A 21,360-nucleotide genomic window follows, 5' to 3' on the forward strand; every position below is an offset into this window, starting at 1 on the left:
GACAGAGGAAGCAGAGCGCGATGTTGATGCCGTTCAGCACCAGTTGCAGCATCAGCCCGAGCCCGCCCTCGCCGCGCCCCAGCACATAGCCAAGGATGGCGTAGTTGATCAGCGAAAAGGGTGCAGCGAGCAGCCTGATCCTGATGTAGACGCCCATCGCCTCGCTGACGCGCGGTTCGGCGCCCATGAATTTTTGCCCGGCGATGGCGACCAGGGGCGCAAGGGCCGCAAGCACGATGCCGGCGACGACAGCGATCAGCACGGCGCGCCAGAACACCGCCTGTTCCTCCAGGGCATCGGCGCGCCCGAAAGCCTGGGCAACGAGCCCGGTGGTGCCCGAGCGCAGGAAATTGAAGGTGGTGAAGACGACGTCGAATATCAGTGCGCCGGCCGCCAGGCCACCGAGCAGGGCGGCATCGCCGAACTGACCGACGACAGCCGTGTCGACCAGGCCGAGCATCGGCGTCGTCAGATAGGCAAGCGTCATCGGCACGGCGATGGCGAGCACTGAACGGTTGGTGACGACAAAAGATCTGGCGTCGGCTGGGATTGCACCCTTGTCCAAAGGATTGCTGCCTTGCTGTTTGAGCTTGATCGAACAGCCGATGTGCCCCATTTTCCGGCCACCGCGCAATCACTCTTCCCGTGACGGCCAACCGAAATCCCCGGTCTGGCGCGAGCCCGCCGGATCCAGTTCATGCCCCTGCAGATCGTTCATCACCCCGACTACGACGCCGGCTTCGCCGTCAACCATCGCTTTCCGATGAGCAAATATCCGTTGCTGATGGACGCCTTGTGCGCTCGCGGACTGGCCGGACCCGACGCGCTCAACACCACGGAACCCGCGCCGGCGTCATGGCTGAGACTTGCCCATGCACCGGACTATGTCGACCAGGTCATCAGCTGCTGCGTGCCCGAAAAGATCGAACGCGAGATCGGTTTTCCGATCGGGCTCCGCGTCTCGCTGCGCGCGCAGCTTGCCACCGGCGGCACGGTGCTGGCGGCGCGGCTCGCCTTGCGCCACGGCATTGCCTGCAACACCGCCGGCGGCAGCCACCATGCGCGGCGCGCACAAGGTGCGGGCTTCTGCACCTTCAACGATGTCGCCGTCGCTGCGCTGGTCCTGCTTGCCGAAGGCGCGGCACAAAACATCCTGATCGTCGACCTCGACGTGCATCAGGGCGACGGCACGGCGGATATACTCGCTGATGATCCGCGCGTGTTCACCTTTTCCATGCATGGTGACCGCAACTACCCCGTGCGCAAGATCGCCTCCGACCTCGATGTCGCGTTGCCCGATGGCACGGGTGACGCCGCTTACATGGAGAGGCTTGCCGCCATCCTGCCGGAACTGTCCGCCCAAGCCCACTGGGACATCGTGTTCTACAATGCCGGCGTCGACGTCCATGTCGAGGACCGGCTTGGCAGGCTGTCGCTATCGGATGACGGCCTGCAGGCCCGCGACGACATGGTGATCAGCCACTTTCGCACGCTCGGCATTCCGGTATGCGGCGTCATCGGCGGTGGCTATTCCACGGACGTGCCCGCGCTTGCCACGCGCCACGCGATCCTGTTCGAGGTGGCCTCGACCTACGCCCGATAGTCCTTTTTGAGCATGATCTTGTCCGAAAACCGGTTCCCACTTTTCGGGATCATGCTCTACTTCCGGTAGTTGGCGAGCCTGAGCAGGATGAAGGCCGGAACTACGATGGCCGCGCCCAGCAGGATATAGCCAAGGAAACGGTCGATGGCGTGGAAGCCCAGATTCCACAGGTCGATGAAGAACTTCTGGATGCCGTAGAGCACGTCCATCGGCGACCAGCCGAAGGCATTCATGACCAGGCCGACGAGGAAAGACACGACCAGCAGTTTTAGGATCACCTTGAGCGGCGAGTCGCCTAGAAAGCGCGTCAGTGCGGACAAGGCCCGTCTCCAGATTGAGGTACCCAGACTCGAGGGCGTCGGCCCAGACATACGCACTTGGCTTGCCGGCTTCAAGCCGACAGTTTTACGGGATGCCGAAGAACCTCGAGCGAGGCATTGCATGGCAAGGTTGCGCTACCGAACGGACCGAACCCGTGTCAATTTGTTAAATATGCGTAAATGGAATTACCTTAATTTATTGAAAATAAAGCGAAAAATCTTCATTTTTCGATTCCCCGCAATGTGCGTGCAATTTTCGCCTGCGAGACAGTCGGCGTCTTTCAGGTGATCGGCCGCGCGGGCGCTCTGCCCCCCTACTACAGCTGGCGAAAGCCAGTCCCAGGACCGCGCAGCCATCCCTGAAAGACACCAAATCGGAGCTCGATCGCCCCAACGGTCGAGGTCCTCGGGAATTAACCTGCGTATCGATTGCCGGATGCGCGCGTGTGTTGGAGTAATGCAGTGTTCTCTCAAGCAAAGATCATCCTGACGGCAAGTGCCCTTGCCATGTGCCTCCTCGGGCCGGCGATGGCCGCCGACCTTCTACCCGCCTACAATGATCCCCCTGCTTTCCAGTGGAGCGGCGCCTATGTCGGCGTGCATGGCGGCACGGCGTTCACCGGGATGCCGAACCCGTTTGCCGGCCGGAACGGCCTCAGCGGCGGCGTTCAAGCCGGCTACAACCAGCAGATGGGTCCAGCGGTTCTCGGTGCCGAGATCGAGGGCTCCTATCTGGGTGGCGCCGAGCACGACGTCGAGGGCGGCAAGATCAAAGAAAAATGGCGCGGTGCCGCCAAAGCCAAGGCCGGTTTGAGTTTCGACCAGACGCTACTCTTTGGAACCGGCGGCGGCGCCCTGACAAAATTCGACAAGGGCGACAATGTGAGCAGTATCGACGGCTGGAAACTTGGCTATCTGGTCGGCGCCGGCATCGAGCAGGGTTTTGCCGGCGGCCTCTCGGCCAAGGTCGAATATGACTATGTCCGCACCCCTGGCGTCGAAACGACGTCGGCCTTCGGTAAATCCAAGGCGACGATCGGCAGCCATGAACTGAAGGCCGGCATCAACTATCGATTCTAGGGCAGGCCGCGGGTTCAGTTGAACCCGTCTTGTATTCTGTTCGAACAGACCTCGCGCGGTGCCCAGACGCAATGGGTGCCGCGCAATTGCTTGCCCCATCCGCACCGGCATCGACGCGCATCGGCAGACCGCGCCTGTGCCGGGTCCTGCGTAATGTCGATGCAATCTTCACACCCTAGGTGCCGCGGATGACCTTGATGATGGGAATCAGATATGTCCAAACGCCGCGCAAACCATCTTGTGTGGATCTCGAAGGCGTTCTTCGTCGCAATCGTGCTGGCGCTGACGGGATGCGCCTCCGACATCATGAAGAACTACATCGGGCAACCGGTAGAATCGGTCATTCTGGACTACGGTCCGCCAACCGCCGTCGTTGACCTCGGGCAAGGCGAGCGAGCCTATCAGTGGCGCAAGATCTCCACCAATGCGGTTTCCGGGACCTCCAGCGGCGAGGTTCGCCACACGAAACACGGAACCGTCTACGAAGAGACCGAAACGCCTGGCTATATCGAGCGCCAGGAATGCTTCTATACGTTCTACGCCCGCGCCTCGGGCGGCCGATGGTTCATCACCAATTTTCGTCAACCGAAGCTGGAATGCGAATGAATTGCCACAGCCTGCCGGCTGCCCGTGACGGAGCGTGCGCATGCGCATCCTGCTGATCGAGGACGAACCGGAAATGGCCTCGGTGCTGAAGACGGCGCTCGAGCGCCAGGACATCATCGTCGACCATGCCGCGACACTGGCCGATGCCGAAGCCGTGGCGCGGCTCGGCCATCATGACGCCGTGGTGCTGGACCGCCGCCTGCCGGATGGCGATGGTCTCAGCCTGATCCCGCGCCTGCGGGCCTTGCATCTGGACGTGCCGGTGATCGCGCTGACGGCGCTCAGCGGTCTCGACGACAGGGTGGCCGGGCTCGATGCCGGCGCCGACGACTACATGGTCAAGCCATTCGCCACGGTGGAACTGGTTGCCAGGCTCAATGCCTTGCACAGGCGTTCGTTCACCTCACGCGCCAACCAGACGATGGTCGGCCGCCTTACCTATGATTTCCGCCATCGCGAGGCGCTTGTCGAGGACCAGGCACTGGAGTTGCCGCGGCGTGAACGGCTGGTGCTCGAAACGCTGATCCGCAGGCCAGGCCGGACCATCATGCGCGGCGCCCTGGAAGAAGCCGTCTACGCCCTCGATGACGAGATCGGCTCCAATGCGCTGGATGCGCACATTTCGCGGCTGCGTCGCAAGCTTGACGATGTCGCTGCCGGCATCGAGATCAGGGCGATCCGCAATCTCGGTTATCTCCTGCGGGCGGCTTCGTGAAAAAGCCGCGCACGCGCTCGCTGCAATGGGTGCTGGTGCGGCGGCTGATCCTGCTGCAGGCGGCGACGCTTCTTATCTTCATCGTGCTGTCCGCGGCCGCGCTATGGATCGCCGATCCGCGGCTTCTTGTCGACAACGAGGCTGCCGTTGCAGCCATCAAGAATGCCGTCGATCGTGACGGCAACGGCAAATTGATCGTCCATGAGACCGACGAGTTGCGTTCGTTTCGTGAGGGCTTCCCGAACGTCTGGTACATTATCCGCGACGGCAGCGGCCAGAGCGTCCGCTTCGGCGCCATACCCGACGTCTACGCCAGGAATTTTGGCGATCTGCTGGGCGCGGCCGATCACGCCACCATCGGGTTTTCGGAGGATGACCCGCGGCCGGAGGCCTATCTCGAAAGGGTTTCGACCAAGGCGGGCACGGTTCAGATCATCGCCGCGACACGATCCTTGCGCGACAAAACAGAAGGCCTCGAAGTCACCATTTCGGCCACCGTCGATGTCGCCAAGAACCCGGACGGCAGCAGGAACTGGGAGAAGGCACTTCCCGCTCTCACGGCCATCATCATCATCCTTTTGTTGCCGATTGTCCTCGTCATGGGAACCACGACCCTGGTGACCACGCCTGCCGTCGTGCGCAGATCTTTTGCCGGCCTCGTCGACACCGTCCAGCAGGCCGCGCGTATCGACATCGGCACCCGTGCGATGCAACTCCCGGTCAAGAATGTGCCGCAGGAGATCGAGCCGCTGGTGCATGCCTTCAACCAGACACTGGCGCGCCTGGCCCAAGGCTATGACCGGCACAATCGCTTCCTCACCGACGCGGCCCATGAACTGCGCACGCCGATCGCCATCTTGCGCACGCGCGCCGAATTGCTGAAGCAGGAACCGCAAAGCGTGCGCCTGCTGCATGATATCGAGCGCCTGTCGCATCTTGCGCAGCAGCTGCTCGACCACCAGTTGCTTGACCGCCCGGCAGACCAGCGCCAGATCATCGATCTCTGCGACCTTGTCAGCCGGGTCGCCGCCGACTTCGCCCCGCTCGCCATCGAAACAGGCTACGATCTCGCCTTCGAGCCGCCCGCCGGCAAGGTCCATGTCGAGGTCAACGTCCTGCAGATCGAGCGCGCGCTGGCAAATCTCGTGCGCAATGCCATCGACCATGGCGGCGGCTCCGGCACGATCACCATTGCCATCGACGAGACCGGTGGCGTCGAAGTCCGCGACGAAGGCCCGGGCATTCCAGCGGATGAGCGCGAGAATGTCTTCGAACCCTTCTACCGCTTGCAGCCGCAATCGCGCGGGGCAGGTCTGGGATTGAACCTTGCCCGGCAGATCGCGCTGCTGCATGACGGCACCATTCGGATATTGGCGGGGTCCTGGCAAGGCGCCCGCATCCGCATGGCCCTGCCGGTTCATCCCGTGACCGCTGGCAGCGGAAAAGGCGGCCGGCCGATGGCCGCAGCTGATCCCGCTGGCTTATCTGTTTTCTAACCAATTCCCGGTATTTCCAATCGAATAGCGGGAGCAAGGCTTTTGGTGGAGACGGAGAAAAACACCGCGCGACGCGCCGTCATGCTGTCGGTGGTCGTCCCATGCTACAATGAGCTGGATGGCCTGGCCGAACTGCATCGGCGGGTGACGGCCGCATGCGTCGAACAAGGCCCTTCCTATGAGATCGTCCTTGTTATCGACGGCGCGACCGACGGGACGCGCGAGGCCATTTTCCAGCTGGCCGAAAAGGACGACCATGTCGTCGCCATCGATCTTGCCCGCAACTATGGCCACCAGATCGCGTTGAGCGCGGGGCTCGAATTCTGTCGCGGCCAGCGCATTCTCATTCTCGATGCCGACCTGCAGGATCCGCCTGAGCTGCTCGGCGCGATGATGACGAAGATGAACGAAGGCTTCGATGTCGTTTACGGCCAGAGGCTGACGCGCGACGGCGAAAGCTGGTTCAAGCTCGCTTCCGCCTCGATGTTCTACCGCTTGCTGCGCCGGATGGTCGACGTCGATATAGCCCCGAATACCGGCGATTTCCGGCTGATGAGCCGCCGCGCGCTCGACCATCTGAACGCGATGCCCGAACGCTACAGGTTCATTCGCGGTATGGTGAGCTGGATCGGGCTGAAGCAGACGGCTCTCCCCTATGAACGGCACCGTCGCTTTGCCGGCACCACCCACTATCCGCTGAAGAAAATGGTTCTGCTGGCGATCGACGCGATGACCAGCTTCTCGATCGTGCCTCTGCGGTTCGCCTCGTTGCTCGGAATGATGTTCGGACTTCTGGGGTTGGTCGTGCTCGCCTACACCCTGTTCGAATGGTCGGTCGGAAACGTCTTGCCCGGCTGGACCAGCCTTGCCGCGATCGTGCTGATCCTCGGCAGCGTCCAGCTGATGGTGCTTGGCATCTTCGGCGAGTATCTCGGGCGCATGTACATGGAGACGAAGCGGCGGCCGCTCTACTTCGTCAACGAGATCGTTTCGAGCAACCTGGCAGCCAGAGACAAGGATCTGCCGGTCCATCGTTTGCAGAAGATCGCAAAGAGAGCCGCACGTGCTTGAGGCCGAGTTCGACCAGTTTGCGCGGGAATACCACGAGCAGCATGCCGCGAGCATAAGGCTGAGTGGCGAAACGCCGGACTTCTTCGCCAGGTACAAGATCGACGACGTCGCCACGACACTGCGGCGGGCCGGTGTGAAACCACGGCGGATACTCGACTTCGGCGCCGGCGTCGGCAATTCGCTCGGCCATATGCGCAGCGCGTTTCCCGACGCCGAGATCACCTTGCTTGATCCTTCGCGGGAATCGCTCGACATCGCCAGCAACCGCTTTCCCGGCCAGGCCGCCTTCACGCATTTCGACGGCAAGACGATTCCTTTTGCCGCTGGCAGCTTCGACCTGGCCTTCGCGGCTTGCGTCTTCCACCACATTCCCGAGGACCTGCAGGTCGGGCTGCTGGCGGAGATCGGCAGGGTGCTGGCCGATGGCGGCAGCTTCTTTCTTTTCGAACACAATCCGTGGAACCCGTTGACCACGCATGCGGTGAGAAACTGCGCCTTCGACGAAAACGCGGTTTTGATAAATTCCCGCGAGATGCGCAGGCGTATGGCCGAGGCGGGCCTTGCCAACACCCGGATCATCTACCGGATTTTCTTTCCTCGGCTGCTTGCAAGGCTGAGGCCGTTCGAGCGTTTCCTCACCAAGATTCCTGTCGGAGCCCAATATTTTGCGCATGCGGTCAAGCCTGCCGTTTGACTTTCCCAGGATGCTGCGATCTGGCGCCGTCGGTCTGTTGAACACGGCGTCGGGGTACGCGGTCATTCTGGCCGGGCTTGCGCTCGGCCTTAACGACATCCTCGCCAACGCCACGGTTTATGTCACCGACCTTGTCCTCAGCTTCTTCCGCAACCGCCAATGGACCTTCACACGGGCCGATAGCTTCCGGTCAGGAACCCTGTTTCGATATGGGGATGGGGGGATCTTCTTGGTCGCCTACAGCGTCAATCTGGCGGTTGCGATCGCCACTCGCTCAGCAGGCATCACCGAAAGCTCCCTGGTTCACCTGGAAACGATCTGCGTCTATTCGGTCGTTTTCTGTCTCGGTTCGGCTCACTTGGTGTTTGTCGGACGTGAAAGTCGCGCAGACGACAAAGCAGACGAGAACCTTCGGGTGACCGACGAGCTTTGGCGGGCGCCGAGCAGTCGAATTCCATGAACCAAACTCTCATCGCAAACAATCAGAGGCGGCGCATTATGGACAACGCCCGGGCCGGTGTGGAAGCCGCAACGCACGACGAGCGGACCCGCGCGATATTCTGCCTGTTCACTGCTTGGGCGATGGCGGCGATACTGACTGCAAAAGCCGGTTCCACCCTGCAGGATCCCGACAGCTGGTGGCAAGTGAAGGTCGGGCTGGATTTCCTGGCAAACCGGACATTTCCGACGGTCGACCCTTATTCCTACACGTTTGCCGGCCAGCCATGGATTGCCAAAGAATGGCTGGGGCAGGTCGTGCTGGCCCTTGCCTACAAGACAGGAGGCTGGAACGGGGTGGTCACCGTTATCATCGCCTCGATTTCCCTGACGGTTTTCCTGATGGGGTGGTTTCTCAGCGCCTGGCTGAAGCCGATCCTGGCCACTATACTGGCCTTCGCCGCGGTGTTCCTGATCATGTCAATCTTCACGGCGCGTCCGCATGTCTTGACCTTCCCGATCATCGTCATCTGGACGGAGATGCTCTTTCGTGCAGCAAGGGAAGAACGGGCGCCGCCCTGGTGGCTGCTCGTGCTGGTCGTTTTGTGGGCGAACCTGCACGCCACCTTCACGCTGAGCTTCATCATCGCGGGTTTCGCCGGTCTCGATCTGCTGGCGCGCACAGGCCTGTCGAAACCAGCCCTCCTGGCGAAATGGATCGCATTCGGTCTGCTTTGCCCGCTGGTCAGCCTGATCCACCCCTATGGCGTCCAGGCCATCCTGGCGACGCTCGGCGTGGCTTACGGCAATGAGGCTGTGCCGCTGATCATGGAATGGAACGCATTCAATCAACCGGAGAACTCCATCCAGGAACTGGCGATGCTGCTGGGACTTTTCGGGCTTCTGGTAGCACCGTTGCGAATTGGCTGGGCAAAGGCTCTGTTCGTCGTCTTCACCTTGCATGTCTATCTCGCCCATGTGCGTTTCGTGTATCTGTTCTTCCTGCTGGTTCCCTTGGTGATCGCAGTCGAGGTGGCGCAGCAATACCCCTCGCTTTCAGCCACCGCATGGCTGGCGCAAAAGCGCGACGGACTGGAAAAATTCTTCGCCAGGCGATTCTACGCAATCTGCGGCGCGGCCGCCGTCTTGACGGTCAGTGGGGTAGCCGTGCTCGACAGTATTCATCAGGTCGCGCCGAGCCCGAAGACGTCGGCCAGCGGGGCGCTGGCCTTCGCTGAAAGCCATCATCTGTCCGGCAATGTGATGAATTCCTACAATTTCGGCGGGACGCTGATCTTTCACGGGATCAAGACCTATATCGACGGACGGACGGACCAGCTGTTCCTGGGCGGTTTCACAAAGGCCGATGACGACATGGGCCACACCGGCGGCAAGCCGCTCCTCGAAGCCCAGCTGAAGAAATACGCAATAGGCTGGGCGCTGCTGTCGGCTGATGACGCCCGCATCCCCTTCTTCGACCAGCTGGGCTGGAAGCGAGCCTATGCGGACGATTACGCGGTAATCTACCTGCCCGGCGCCTGATCCTGTTTGGCGCCGGCGCAAGGGCTGCTTTGCGATTGCCCGAAGCCGGGCCGTCATGGTAACGAGGGCACACGCGGGTATGATGTAATGGTAGCTTGTCAGCTTCCCAAGCTGAACGCGAGGGTTCGATTCCCTCTACCCGCTCCAGCTTAAGGCGCCAGAAACAATTTCAGCGCCTGCCTGTTCGTCGAACACCTCGCGCGAGCGCCACCGTTGCGAGGGCGTTTGCCACTGCGTCATCCAATGAAACGAAATCGCCGGTCAGTACCCGCAATTCTTCCACGCTTTCAGCCATGGACACGAAATTCCCGACCGATCGATCATGCTTGCAGGCCTCGACCACGTAAAGCAGATCGATCATTTCGAAGCTGCGCATGTTCAGCCTCCTGAAGAAATCGTCCCTTGCAAGATCATGAACGCATCGGCAGGAAATAATGTTCCCGGCTCGCTTTCGCTAGCCTCGGCCTGGCGGCTCTTTCATGTGCTTTTGCGCGCCCGATCGAACTCGACGCCAGACAGCCCTACCCAACCAGCCATCATCCCACCTCCCGCAGAATGAAGTCGTGCAGCATCTTGGCGGCCGGCGACAGCACGCGATTGCGGACCGTGATCAGGCTGTAGGGCCTGACCTCGATGTCGAATTCGGTCTGGACGACATCGATGGCGCCGGCCAGCCCGTCGGGGTTCTGGATAAATTTCGCCACCTGGACCGAGACCGGCGCAATGGCATCGGACTGCGCAACCATGACCAGGGTCAGGAGCAGTGAGCTGGTGTTGAGGATGCGGTCCGGCAGAGCGATGTTGCGGTTCAGGAAATTGCTTTCCATCGCCTGGCGCAAGGGCGAGCCGCCCGACTGGAAGACCCAGTCATAGGCGGCGGTCTCTTCCAACCGCACCGCCTCGCCCTTGGTGAGCGGATGGCCCCGGCGCACGATCAGGCACGCCTTCTCGACGCCGATGACGCGCGACTCGAACAGCCGCGGATTGAGGTCGTCGGGGATGCGCGCGATGATGAAATCATGGCGCGTGGCGATCAGCTCGCGCGCCAGCACGTTGGAGGTCTCGACCTGCATGGTGATCTCGATGCGCGGATAGATGCGGCGGATTTCGCGAATTGCCGGCACCGCCAGCTCGATTGCAGGCGCCGTCACGGCACCGAGGAACACCGAACCACCCTTGCCCGCCTTGAGCTCGGATATCTCGCGATCGACCTCGCGCATCTCCAGCAGGATCGAGCGCGCGCGCCTGGCCAAAGCCTTGCCGTAGGGCGTCAAGGTGATGCCGCGCGGCAGTCTCTCGCACAGCTTGACCTCCAGCACCGCCTCCATCTCGCTGATCATGCGCGAGGCCGCCGGCTGCGAAATGTTCATCACCTGGGCTGCCGCGCTGACCCGGCCATGGTCGTCGAGCGCGACGATCATGCGCATGTGACGCAGACTGAGACCGCTGCGCAGCAAGGTTTCGCCATCGCCCGGCATCTCTCTGTAACTATTTGAAACTGCAGTCGGATTCCCTAGCGCAGCCATCGCTTTCCCCTCTCTTCTGCTCGCGGACGGTCGGTATTGGGATCAGCCCGTCACGTCGCAGTACATATACCAACCATGATATAGCAACCATCAAAGATCGCATTTGACAGTTATGGCAAAGAGCCACACCCTTCGCGCGTTCCGAGACGCGACGGTCGCTGACGAGAAAAATCGTATCGATTGAAATCAGCGCCTCGGGGCCATGGGAGGATACCGGAGATCGATATGACGGCAGCAGTGCCTTGGCGCTTCTGCACGATTGCGCGGCCCGCGACCCCCGGGGTGCCGCGTCCATCAACCAGGGAGAGTTAAAGTGAAAATCATCAAGACACTGGCCGCCGTCGCGGCCCTTGGCGTTGCTGCCATGACCTACTCGGCGCACGCAGCCGATAAGGGTCTTGTCGGCGTGCTGATGCCGACCAAGACCTCGCAGCGCTGGATCAACGACGGCGACGCCGTCAAGTCCCAGCTCGAGGCTCTCGGCTACACCGTCGACCTGCAATACGCGCAGGACGACATCCCCAACCAGCTCAGCCAGCTGGAAAATGAAATCACCAAGGGCCCGAAGGCGCTGATCATCGCCTCGATCGATGGCACCACCCTGTCGGATGCGCTGCAGAAGGCCGCTGACGCCGGTGTCGTCGTCGTCGCCTATGACCGCCTGATCAAGAAGACCGCCAATGTCGACTACTATACCACCTTCGACAATTTCGGCGTCGGCGTTATCCAGGCCAATTCGCTGCTCAAGGGTCTCGGCTATCCGGAGAAGAAGGGTCCGTTCAACATCGAGCTGTTCGGCGGCTCGCCGGACGACAACAATGCCTTCTTTTTCTACAATGGCGCCATCTCGGTGCTGCAGCCGCTGATCGACAGCAAGGTGCTCGTCGTGAAGTCCGGCCAGACCGGCATGGACAAGGTCGGCACGCTGCGCTGGCTCGCGGCAACCGCCCAGGCACGCATGGACAATCTGCTGTCGGCCAACTATTCGGACGGCAGCCGCGTCGATGGCGTTCTGTCGCCATATGACGGTCTGTCGCGCGGTATCACCGCCTCGCTGCGCGCCGTCGGTTACGGCACGGCCGCTCAGCCGTGGCCGGTCGTCACCGGCCAGGACGCCGAGACCGCTTCGGTCAAGCTGATCATCTCGGGCGAGCAGTACTCGACCGTGTTCAAGGACACCCGCGAACTGGCCAAGGCCACTGTCGGCCTGGTCGACAAGGTGCTGTCGGGCGGCAAGCCGGATGGCCTCGACACCAAGACCTACAACAACGACGTCAAGGTTGTCCCCTCGATCCTCTTGACGCCGCATGAGGTCGACAAGTCGAACTACCAGGCACTGGTCGTCGACTCCGGCTACATCAAGGCCGAAGACCTGAAGTAATCGCATTGCAAAAGCCTGGGGTCCCGCGTACAGCGGGGCCCCTTTTTGCTAGCGCGGCGAATCCAAAATTCGCATACTAGCCCACCGGCATTGTCCGGAATTGGGAGGAGCAGTATCCCTTATGGCTTCGACGATTTTGGAGATGCGCGACATCACCAAGACGTTCCCCGGCGTGAAGGCGCTGTCGAACGTCAACCTCAGCGTCGAGGAAGGCGAGATTCATGCCGTGGTCGGCGAGAACGGCGCCGGCAAGTCGACGCTGATGAAGGTGCTGTCGGGCGTCTATCCCACAGGCACTTATGACGGCCAGATCATCTTTCAGGGCCAGGAATGTCACTTCAAAGGCATCCATGACAGCGAACACAAGGGCATCGTCATCATCCACCAGGAGCTTGCCCTGGTGCCGATGCTGTCGATCGCCGAAAACATTTTCCTCGGCAACGAGCACGCCAGATACGGCGTCATCGACTGGAATGCCAACGAAGCGCGCACCAGCGCCCTGTTGAAGAAGGTGGGCCTCAAGGAGGACCCCAAGACGCTGATCACCAATATCGGCGTCGGCAAGCAGCAACTGGTCGAGATCGCCAAGGCGCTGAGCAAGGAAGTCAAGCTGCTGATCCTCGACGAGCCAACGGCGTCGCTCAGCGAAAAGGACAGCCAGGCGCTGCTCGACCTGCTGCTCGAATTCAAGCGGCAAGGCATGACCTCGATCCTGATCTCGCACAAGCTCAACGAGGTGAACCGGGTCGCCGACAAGGTCACCGTCATCCGTGACGGGCGCACCATCGAGACACTGGCCAAGAAGGACATCTCGGAAGACCGCATCATCACTTCGATGGTCGGTCGTTCGCTCGACGACCGCTATCCGCCGCGCGAGCCCGATATCGGCGAGGTCGTGTTCGAAGTAAGGAACTGGTCGGTTTATCATCCGCTCCATGCCGACCGGCAAGTGATCAAGGGCATCGACATCAATGTGCGCAAGGGCGAGGTTGTGGGCATTGCCGGGCTGATGGGCGCCGGCCGCACCGAATTCGCCATGAGCATCTTCGGCCGCTCCTATGGCCGCCGCATCACCGGCGAGGTGCTGCTCAAGGGCAAGCCGATCGATGTCTCCTCGGTGAGCAGGGCGGTCGAACACGGAATCGCCTACGTCACCGAGGATCGCAAGACCTACGGCCTCAACCTCATCGACCATATCAAGCACAACATCACTCTGGCCAACCTCGGCGGCGTCTCGCGCCACAGCGTGATCGACGACATGCGCGAGCTCGCCGTTGCCAACGACTATCGCAAGAAGACCAATATCCGCGCTTCGAGCGTCTATCAGATGACCGGCAATCTTTCCGGCGGCAACCAGCAGAAGGTGGTGCTGTCGAAATGGCTGTTCGCCGACCCGGAAGTGCTGATCCTTGACGAGCCGACGCGCGGCATCGATGTCGGCGCCAAGTACGAAATCTACACGATCATCGCCCGCCTCGCCGCCGAAGGTAAGGCGATCGTGGTCATTTCGTCGGAAATGCCAGAACTGCTCGGCATCACCGACCGCATCTACGTCATGAACGAAGGGCGCATGGTGGGCGAAATGCCCGCGGCGGAAGCAAGCCAGGAAAAAATAATGCGCGCCATCGTTCGGGGAGAAGGAAAAGCAGCATGAGCACCGAAATCGCCCCCGCCCCGCAGGGTAACGTCGCCGAAGAACAGCGTCCACGCATCGCCGTCTCGGCGCTGACGACGAACCTGCGCGAATACGGTCTGATTATCGCGCTGATCGTCATCATGCTGTTCTTCCAGTTCACCACGTCGGGAACGCTGTTTAAGCCGGTCAACCTCAGCAATCTCGTGCAGCAGAACTCCTTCATCATCGTGATGGCGCTGGGCATGCTGCTGGTCATCGTTTCCGGCTATATCGACCTCAGCGTCGGATCGGTCGCCGGTTTCATCGGCGCGCTGGCGGCAAACATGATGGTCATCTGGCAGCTCGGACCGCTCAGCAATCCGCTGGTGGTTTCGATCGTCTGCCTCATCGTGGGCGGCCTGATCGGCGCGGCGCAAGGCTATTGGATCGCCTATCACCGAATACCGAGCTTCATCGTGACGCTGGCGGGCATGCTGATCTTCCGCGGCATCTGCCAGGCGCTGCTGGGCGGCGGATCCTCGGTCGGTCCGCTTCCGGACGATTTCAAAATGCTCAGCTCCGGCTTCATCCCGGATGTGATCGGCCCGCTGACGCTGATCCCGCCGACGGTCAATGCGGCCGGCAAGACCATCATGGGCAGCGGCCTGACACTGCACATGACGACGATCGTGCTCGGTCTGATCGCCGTGCTGGCCTATGCCTATTTCGGGGTGAGGACGCGACGCAAGCGCGAACGCCATGGCTATGAGGCCGAGCCCTTCCCCCTGTTCGTCATCAAGACGCTGGTCGCCAGCGCGCTGGCGCTGTTCCTGGTTTATGAGTTCGCCAGCTACAGAGGCTTGCCGGTGGTGCTTCTCGTCATGGGCGTGCTGATCTCGCTGTTCGTCTTTGTCACCAAGCGCATGACCATCGGCCGCCGTATCTACGCGATGGGCGGCAATGCCAAGGCGGCGCAACTGTCGGGCATCAACACCGAGCGGCTGACGCTGATGGTGTTCATCAATATGGGCGTGCTGTCGGCGCTTGGCGGCCTGATCATCGCGGCGCGCCTCGGCCAGGCCGTGCCGGCGGCGGGCCTCGGCTCCGAGCTCGACGTCATCGCCGCCGTCTTCATCGGCGGCGCCTCGGCGATGGGCGGTGTCGGCCAGGTCATCGGCGCGGTGGTCGGCGGCTTCATCATGGGCGTGATGAACAACGGCATGTCGATCATGGGCGTCAATGTCGACTGGCAGCAGGTGGTCAAAGGCCTGGTGCTGCTCGGCGCCGTGATCTTCGACGTCTACAACAAGAACAAGGCTTGAACAGGCTTTAGAGCAATTCCAGGAAAAGTGTGAAACGGTTTTCCGCCCGGAATTGCGCCAAGACAATGAGTTAGGGCGGTTCGCCGTTTCCGTGAAACGGTGAACCGCTCTAGTCGAGGCAAGCAGGAGGCATACGATCGCGGCGCTGCCGGCAAACCCACCGGCGTAAAGAAGTTCCCTGAGGGACCAGGCCCGCGAGCGCAATCCGAACGGAGAATATCAACCGTGGCATGGACGACGTCCCGGCCGCGCTGAGCAAGGTTTGCCGTTTTGGCAACCCTGCCAAGGCAAATGAGAGAGGATTCATCATGCTGATCTCCCAGATCCTTGACGACGCCGAGACCATCCGCGTCGTCGCCCGCAATGGCGGCAAGACCCGGATCATCAACGGCGCCCGTAGCGTCTATTCGCTGGCGATGGAGGCTGCCCGCACCGGCGTCGGCCTCGTCGCGTTGATCGAACGCAAGGGGCTTGGCGAGACGGTCGATCTCGAGGCGGCCTACAAGAAGGGGCGGCTGCTGTCGCCGATCAACCACCCCGACCCGGCGCATCTGCACCTGACCGGCACCGGACTGACGCATCTGGGTTCGGCCGCGACACGCGATTCCATGCACAAGAAGCTCAGTGCCGACGGCGAGGAGCAACTGACCGATTCCATGAAGATGTTCCGCATGGGGCTGGAGGGCGGCAAGCCCGCGAAAGGCCAGATCGGCGTGCAGCCGGAATGGTTCTACAAGGGCAACGGCACGATGGCGGTGGCGCCAGGTGCCGCACTCCTGTCACCGGCTTTCGCCAAGGACGCCGGCGAAGAGCCGGAGGTGGCCGGCATCTATGTCATTGGCGACGACGGCGCGCCGTTCCGTGTCGGCTTCACGCTGTCGAACGAGTTTTCCGACCACGTCACCGAACGCGTGAACTATCTCTTCCTCGCCCATTCCAAGCTGCGCAACGCCTCGTTCGGGCCGGAAATCCTGATCGGCGACCTGCCGTCCGACATCCGCGGCACCTCGCGCATCCTGCGCGACAGCGAGGTGCTATGGGAAAAGCCGTTCCTGTCCGGTGAAGCGAACATGTCGCACACCATCGCCAATCTCGAACACCACCATTTCAAATATGCAGCCTTCCGCCAGCCGGGCGACGTGCATGTGCACATGTTCGGCACGGCGACGCTGTCCTTCGCCGACGGCATCAAGACCGAGGCAGGCGACGTGTTCGAGATCGAGGCCAAGGATTTCGGCCTGCCGCTGCGCAATCCCCTCGAGATCGAACAGCCGGTGAAGGTGGCGGTGAAGGCGCTGTAGAAAGGGTGATCTCCCCCCTTGAGGGGGAGATGTCGCCGAAGGCGACAGAGGGGGTCGTCGCGCGTGGAGCGCCGACGTCTTCTCGCGGCACCAGACGACGCTGGCGTTCTACGCGCAGCGACCCCCTCTGGCCTGCCGGCCATCTCCCCCTCAAGGGGGGAGATTGGCAGCTTCAACGTCTCAATAAATATCGAAGTCGAAATACTTGGCCTGGATCTTCTTGTAGGTGCCGTCGGCGACGATCGCGTCGATGGCCGCGTTGAGCTTGTCGCGAAGTGCTGTGTCTTCCAGGCGAACGGCAATGCCGGCTTGCGTTTCCGTACCCTTGACGTCGCCGACCAGCTTGCAACAGCCGTCGCTTGCCTTCTTCAGCCAGTCCATCAGCACGAACTTGTCCGAGATCACGGCGTCAAGCCGGCCGTTGGTCAGGTCGGTGATCGCCTCTTCCTGGGTCGGGTAGAGTTTTGCCTCCGCACCGGCCTTGCCATAGCTATTCTGGGCATAGTCGGCCTGCGTGGTCGAAGCCTGGGCGCCGACCGTCTTGCCGGCAAGGGCCGTCGGTTCGGTCGAGGTGAGATCGCTGTCCTTCGGCGCCACCAAAGCGAGCGGTGTCGTATAATATTTGTTGGTGAAGGAGACCTGCTTCTTGCGCTCCTCGGTGATGCTCATCGAGGCAATGATGGCGTCGAATTTCTTGGCCTGCAAAGCGGGAATGATGCCGTCCCAGTCCTGGGTGACGATCTCGCATTCGACCTTCATTTGCGCGCACAGCGCATTGGCGATGTCGATATCGAAGCCTTCGACCTTGCCATCGGCCGTAATGGTATTGAACGGCGGATAGGCGCCCTCGGTGCCGATCTTGATTTTCTCAACCGCCTGCGACAGCGAGCCGGCTGCCATCACCAGCATGGCAGCACCCGCTGCCGACATGATCCATTTCGAAATCTGCATTTTCTTGGTTCCCCTTGAACGCCAGCATCTTGACGACCAGCAAGGCAGCCAAGCATGGCGAGCCAGTACAGGCAAGTATTTTGCCTGACGGTAATAGGCGCTCAGCGCGCGGCGCGGAAATGCTTGGACAGCTTCAGGCCCTGCGCCTGGTAGTTGGAGCCGAGATCGGTGCCGTAGAGCGCCTGCGGCCGCTTCAGCATGTGCTCGTAGACCAGCCGGCCGACAATCTGGCCATGGTCGAGGATGAACGGCACTTCGTGGCTGCGCACTTCGAGCACCGCCCGGCTGCCGGTACCACCGGACGCGGAATGGCCAAAGCCCGGATCGAAGAAGCCGGCATAGTGGACGCGGAATTCGCCGACCAGCGGATCGAAGGGCGTCATCTCGGCGGCGTAGAGCGGCGGCACATGCACCGCCTCCTGGCTGACGAGGATGTAGAACTCGTCGGGATCGAGCACCAGCTCGCCGGCGCCGCTCTTGTGGATCGGCTCCCAGAAGTCGACGACCTCCTGTGCCGCGCGCTTGTCGACATCGACAAGACCGGTGTGATGCTTGCCGCGATAGCCGACCAGCCCGTTCTGATCGCCGTTGAGGTCGATCGACAGCGCGATGCCGCCGCCGGAAATGTTCGGCGGCTCGGTGGCGACCAGCATCTGCGCGCGATGCAACTCATTCAGCTCGGCTTCCGAAAGCAGCGCATTGCCGGTGCGGAAACGTATCTGCGACAGACGCGAACCGGTGCGAGCGACGATCGGGAAGGTGCGCGGGCTGACCTCCAGATAGAGCGGCCCATGATAGCCGGCAGCGATCTTGTCGAACTCGTGGCCGCGATCGGTCATGACGCGGGTGAAGATGTCGAGCCGCCCGGTCGAACTCTTCGGATTGGCCGAGGCCGAAATGTCCGCCGGCAATGCCAGGCTTTCAAGCAAGGGCACGATGTAGACGCAGCCGGTCTCCAGCACCGCGCCCTCGGCAAGATTGATCTCGTGCAGCTTCAGCCTATCGAGCTTTTCCGAAACCTTGTGGTTGGGACCCGGCAGGAAGGAGGCACGCACCCGCCAGGCCTTGTCGCCGAGCCTGAGATCAAGACTGGCCGGCTGGATCTGGTCGGCATCAAGTGCGCGCGCCGACTTCAGCGCGCCACACTGGAACAGCGCTGAAATGTCCTGATCGGGAAGAATGCCTGTCTGCCGCAAGGCTCCGCTCCTTAGCCGCTGGTACAAACCTCTTAATGAAGCCGGCAATTGACGCAAGCGTGGCGCGGGTCTAAAGGGTCGTTATCCCGTGGTGATTTGGCCGGTCGGCTTGCAGCCACGTTAAACAAGTCGCTAAAGGACCGTCGGGCCGCAAGGCCGTATGGACCGGTTGCGACTTTCGCGGCCGGTTTTTTTGTGTCTGGAAGAAGAGCGATGAGCACCAAGAAGCGCAACTGGAAGCCTCAGACGGCACTCGTGCACAGCGGAACGCTGCGTTCCGGTTTCGGCGAAACGTCGGAGGCGATTTACCTCACCCAGGGCTATGTCTACGAAACGGCGCAAGCCGCCGAAGCCCGCTTCAAGGGCGAGGAGCCGGGCTTCATCTATTCGCGCTATGCCAATCCGACCGTCGATATGCTCGAGAAGCGCATGTGCGCACTCGAAGGCGCGGAAGACGCGCGCGCCACCGCGTCCGGCATGGCCGCGGTGACGGCAGCCCTTCTGTGCAGCGCCAAGGCCGGCGACCATATCGTGGCGGCGCGTGCACTGTTCGGCTCCTGCCGCTGGGTGGTCGAGACGCTGGCGCCGAGATACGGCATCGAGGCGACGCTGGTCGACGGCACCGATATCGCCAACTGGGAAAAGGCGGTCAAGCCGAACACCAAGCTGTTCTTCCTGGAAAGCCCGACCAACCCGACGCTGGAAGTGGTCGATATCGCCGCCGTCGCCTCGCTTGCCAACTCGATCGGCGCGCGACTGATCGTCGACAACGTCTTCGCCACGCCCCTGCAGCAGAAGCCCTTGCAGCTCGGCGCCCATATCGTCGTCTATTCGGCGACCAAGCACATTGACGGCCAGGGGCGCTGTCTCGGTGGCGTCATCCTGTCGGACAAGAAGTGGATCGACGAGAACCTGCACGACTATTTCCGCCACACCGGACCAAGCCTGTCGCCGTTCAACGCCTGGACGCTGTTGAAGGGCCTGGAAACGCTGCCACTGCGCGTGCGCCAGCAGACGGAAAGCGCAGGCAAGATCGCGGATTTCCTGGCCGAGCGGCCGGAAATCGCCCGCGTCATCTATCCCGGGCGCGCCGACCACCCGCAGGCCGATATCGTCAAGAAGCAGATGTCGGGCGGCTCGACGCTGATCTGCCTCGACGTCAAGGGTGGCAAGCAGGCGGCCTTCGCCTTGCAGAACGCGCTCGACATCGTGCTGATCTCCAACAATCTCGGCGATGCCAAGAGCCTGATCACCCACCCGGCGACGACGACGCACAAGAATCTGAGTGACGAGGCGCGCGCCGAGCTCGGCATCGGGCCGGGTACGCTCAGGCTGTCGGTTGGCCTGGAAGATACTGACGATCTGCTTGAGGACATCGCGCAGGCGCTGAAGGCCAGATAAGAGGCCTTCAGGCGCCGGACGGCGTCTCTTCCAGCTCGGCCGCCTTGGTGCCGATGGTCATCGCGTTGCCGCGCCAGTCGACGGCACCGCCGAGCCAGCCGCGCGCCCACATCGCCGGCAGGATCAGGTCGCGCGCCATGATCGCCGCAACCATGCGTGGCGACAGGTACCAGCCCTTGGACCAGGCCAGGGCGCACTCGGGAAGATAGAAGGCCGCCAGCACGGCGATGGCGGTTGGCCAGAGGCTGATGCCGGCGCTTGCCGCCGCAATCAGCGCGAGCACCAGCGGCACCACCGCGCCTGTCAGGATTTCGGGTGCGAAGAACAGCGGGAAGGTGACGCGGCGCAGGCGCGCCCAGCGGGCCTGGCGTGACCAGATCTCGTCAAAGGTTCGCCGACCGAGCGGTTGCTCGAAGGGCGCGGCGACGAGATTGACGCGCAGGCCGAGGCCATTGACCAACTTGGTCGCGGCAGCGTCCTCGGCGATCTCGGCGGCCAGCGCGCGGATGCCGCCATTGGCATCGAGCATCGGCTTGTTCCAGAGCATGCTCTTGCCCTGGGCAAAGCCAAGGCCAAGCGCCTCGCCGGCATATTGCCAGCGTGCCTGCAGCGTGTTGAGGAAGGCGCATTCGACCTCGGCCCAGAAGCCAGCCGGCCGCGAACCGATCGGCGTCGAGCAGACAAGGCCAGTGTCGGGCCGCCAAGCAGCCATCAGGTGCTGGACGTAATCCCTCGGCATCAGCACGTTGGAATCGGCCAGGATAACCCAGTCGTGCCGGGCTGCTTCCCAGCCCTTGACGCAATTGTTGAGTTTCGGATTGGCGCTGATGCGGTCGTCGCCGACCAGAAGCCGGGCCGGCGCCTTCGGAAACCGGGCAATCGCCCTGTTTATCAGTTTGACCACCGGATCGTCGGCATGGGCGACGCAGAAGATCAGCTCGTAGCGCGGCCAGTCGAGCGAGAAGGCGCGCTCCAGCGTCTCGTGCGTGAATGGCTCCACGCCACGCGACGGCACGACGATCGACACCGGCAGCGGCTTGCCGGCCGGCGGCGCGACAATGCGTCGCCGTTTCAGACGCGAAGCGGCAAGCCTGATGCTGGC

The 21,360-nt window shown here is 62.1% G+C and carries 21 protein-coding genes, 1 tRNA gene and 1 riboswitch; of the genes, 15 read left to right on the forward strand and 7 right to left on the reverse strand.

The window, feature by feature from the left end; genetic code table 11:
• A partial coding sequence (locus EN993_RS13510) for an MATE family efflux transporter (RefSeq protein WP_245468780.1) occupies positions 1–565 on the reverse strand: 565 nt, incomplete at its 3' end.
• Positions 566–697: 132 nt separating this feature from the next.
• Between EN993_RS13510 and EN993_RS13515 the strand changes: the two genes are divergently transcribed.
• Entirely contained in the window at positions 698–1,603 is a 906-nt protein-coding gene (locus EN993_RS13515) for a histone deacetylase (RefSeq protein WP_127263601.1), read from the forward strand.
• A gap of 56 nt (positions 1,604–1,659) precedes the next feature.
• Here the strand turns inward: EN993_RS13515 and EN993_RS13520 are convergent, their stop codons facing one another.
• Positions 1,660–1,923 (reverse strand): DUF6460 domain-containing protein, encoded by a 264-nt coding sequence (locus tag EN993_RS13520; protein WP_109666574.1) that lies wholly within the window; start codon positions 1,921–1,923, stop codon positions 1,660–1,662.
• A 462-nt stretch (positions 1,924–2,385) separates the two neighbouring features.
• On the opposite strand from EN993_RS13520, the gene EN993_RS13525 reads away from it, so the two are divergent.
• From EN993_RS13525 to EN993_RS13565, 9 genes are all read left to right on the forward strand, one after another.
• Complete coding sequence (locus tag EN993_RS13525; protein WP_127263603.1) at positions 2,386–3,003, forward strand: outer membrane protein; 618 nt, start codon at positions 2,386–2,388, stop codon at positions 3,001–3,003.
• A 213-nt stretch (positions 3,004–3,216) separates the two neighbouring features.
• Entirely contained in the window at positions 3,217–3,609 is a 393-nt protein-coding gene (locus tag EN993_RS13530) for a hypothetical protein (protein WP_109666568.1), read from the forward strand.
• Between the two features lie 40 nt (positions 3,610–3,649).
• Positions 3,650–4,324, forward strand: coding sequence for a response regulator transcription factor (locus tag EN993_RS13535; protein WP_127263605.1), 675 nt, complete (start codon positions 3,650–3,652; stop codon positions 4,322–4,324).
• Entirely contained in the window at positions 4,321–5,820 is a 1,500-nt protein-coding gene (locus EN993_RS13540; protein ID WP_127263607.1) for a HAMP domain-containing sensor histidine kinase, read from the forward strand. The genes EN993_RS13535 and EN993_RS13540 overlap by 4 nt, the downstream gene beginning before the upstream one ends.
• Positions 5,821–5,901: 81 nt before the next feature.
• Positions 5,902–6,891 carry a glycosyltransferase family 2 protein gene (locus EN993_RS13545; protein WP_206438809.1) on the forward strand — a complete coding sequence of 330 codons (990 nt, stop codon included), beginning with the start codon at positions 5,902–5,904 and terminating at the stop codon, positions 6,889–6,891.
• On the forward strand, positions 6,884–7,585 hold the full coding sequence (locus tag EN993_RS13550; protein WP_127263609.1) for a class I SAM-dependent methyltransferase: 702 nt from the start codon (positions 6,884–6,886) through the stop codon (positions 7,583–7,585). Before EN993_RS13545 ends, EN993_RS13550 begins: the two co-directional genes overlap by 8 nt.
• Positions 7,586–7,595: 10 nt before the next feature.
• Positions 7,596–8,045: a GtrA family protein gene (locus EN993_RS13555; protein ID WP_348630421.1), complete on the forward strand. Its 450-nt coding sequence runs from the start codon at positions 7,596–7,598 to the stop codon at positions 8,043–8,045.
• Positions 8,046–8,083: 38 nt separating this feature from the next.
• Complete coding sequence (locus EN993_RS13560; RefSeq protein WP_127263613.1) at positions 8,084–9,565, forward strand: hypothetical protein; 1,482 nt, start codon at positions 8,084–8,086, stop codon at positions 9,563–9,565.
• A gap of 73 nt (positions 9,566–9,638) precedes the next feature.
• A tRNA-Gly gene (locus EN993_RS13565) sits at positions 9,639–9,712 on the forward strand.
• Between the two features lie 22 nt (positions 9,713–9,734).
• Here the strand turns inward: EN993_RS13565 and EN993_RS13570 are convergent.
• Together EN993_RS13570 and EN993_RS13575 are read right to left on the reverse strand one after the other, a co-directional pair.
• Positions 9,735–9,941 (reverse strand): hypothetical protein, encoded by a 207-nt coding sequence (locus EN993_RS13570; protein WP_245468778.1) that lies wholly within the window; start codon positions 9,939–9,941, stop codon positions 9,735–9,737.
• Between the two features lie 160 nt (positions 9,942–10,101).
• Positions 10,102–11,091, reverse strand: a complete 990-nt coding sequence (locus EN993_RS13575; protein ID WP_127263615.1) for a LysR family transcriptional regulator — start codon at positions 11,089–11,091, stop codon at positions 10,102–10,104.
• A gap of 313 nt (positions 11,092–11,404) precedes the next feature.
• Here EN993_RS13575 and chvE point away from each other — a divergent pair, with 313 nt between their 5' ends.
• The 4 genes from chvE to araD1 all read left to right on the forward strand — a co-directional run bounded on the left by chvE (position 11,405) and on the right by araD1 (position 16,710).
• The gene (gene chvE / locus EN993_RS13580; protein WP_109666553.1) at positions 11,405–12,472 is read left to right on the forward strand and encodes a multiple monosaccharide ABC transporter substrate-binding protein; all 1,068 of its coding nucleotides are present in this window, start codon (positions 11,405–11,407) and stop codon (positions 12,470–12,472) included.
• Between the two features lie 121 nt (positions 12,473–12,593).
• On the forward strand, positions 12,594–14,126 hold the full coding sequence (gene mmsA / locus EN993_RS13585) for a multiple monosaccharide ABC transporter ATP-binding protein (RefSeq protein ID WP_109666550.1): 1,533 nt from the start codon (positions 12,594–12,596) through the stop codon (positions 14,124–14,126).
• The gene (gene mmsB / locus EN993_RS13590) at positions 14,123–15,409 is read left to right on the forward strand and encodes a multiple monosaccharide ABC transporter permease (RefSeq protein WP_109666548.1); all 1,287 of its coding nucleotides are present in this window, start codon (positions 14,123–14,125) and stop codon (positions 15,407–15,409) included. Before mmsA ends, mmsB begins: the two co-directional genes overlap by 4 nt.
• Positions 15,410–15,717: 308 nt before the next feature.
• A complete protein-coding gene (gene araD1, locus EN993_RS13595; RefSeq protein WP_109666792.1) occupies positions 15,718–16,710 on the forward strand; it encodes an AraD1 family protein in 993 nt (330 codons plus the stop codon).
• 180 nt (positions 16,711–16,890) lie between these two features.
• On the opposite strand, the gene EN993_RS13600 is transcribed toward araD1, so the two are convergent.
• Both EN993_RS13600 and EN993_RS13605 read right to left on the reverse strand, forming a co-directional pair.
• Positions 16,891–17,661 (reverse strand): ABC transporter substrate-binding protein, encoded by a 771-nt coding sequence (locus EN993_RS13600; RefSeq protein ID WP_127263617.1) that lies wholly within the window; start codon positions 17,659–17,661, stop codon positions 16,891–16,893.
• Positions 17,662–17,762: 101 nt separating this feature from the next.
• Complete coding sequence (locus EN993_RS13605) at positions 17,763–18,857, reverse strand: 2'-deoxycytidine 5'-triphosphate deaminase (protein WP_109666543.1); 1,095 nt, start codon at positions 18,855–18,857, stop codon at positions 17,763–17,765.
• Between the two features lie 78 nt (positions 18,858–18,935).
• Positions 18,936–19,013, forward strand: a riboswitch (SAM riboswitch).
• Positions 19,014–19,070: 57 nt separating this feature from the next.
• Here EN993_RS13605 and EN993_RS13610 point away from each other — a divergent pair.
• Positions 19,071–20,258, forward strand: coding sequence for an O-succinylhomoserine sulfhydrylase (locus tag EN993_RS13610; RefSeq protein WP_127263619.1), 1,188 nt, complete (start codon positions 19,071–19,073; stop codon positions 20,256–20,258).
• A 7-nt stretch (positions 20,259–20,265) separates the two neighbouring features.
• Here EN993_RS13610 and EN993_RS13615 read toward each other — a convergent pair.
• On the reverse strand, positions 20,266–21,360 hold a 1,095-nt coding region (locus EN993_RS13615), incomplete at its 5' end, for a ceramide glucosyltransferase (RefSeq protein ID WP_127263621.1).

This window comes from Mesorhizobium sp. M7D.F.Ca.US.004.01.2.1, assembly GCF_003997785.1.
GTDB classification, from domain to species: domain Bacteria; phylum Pseudomonadota; class Alphaproteobacteria; order Rhizobiales; family Rhizobiaceae; genus Mesorhizobium; species Mesorhizobium loti.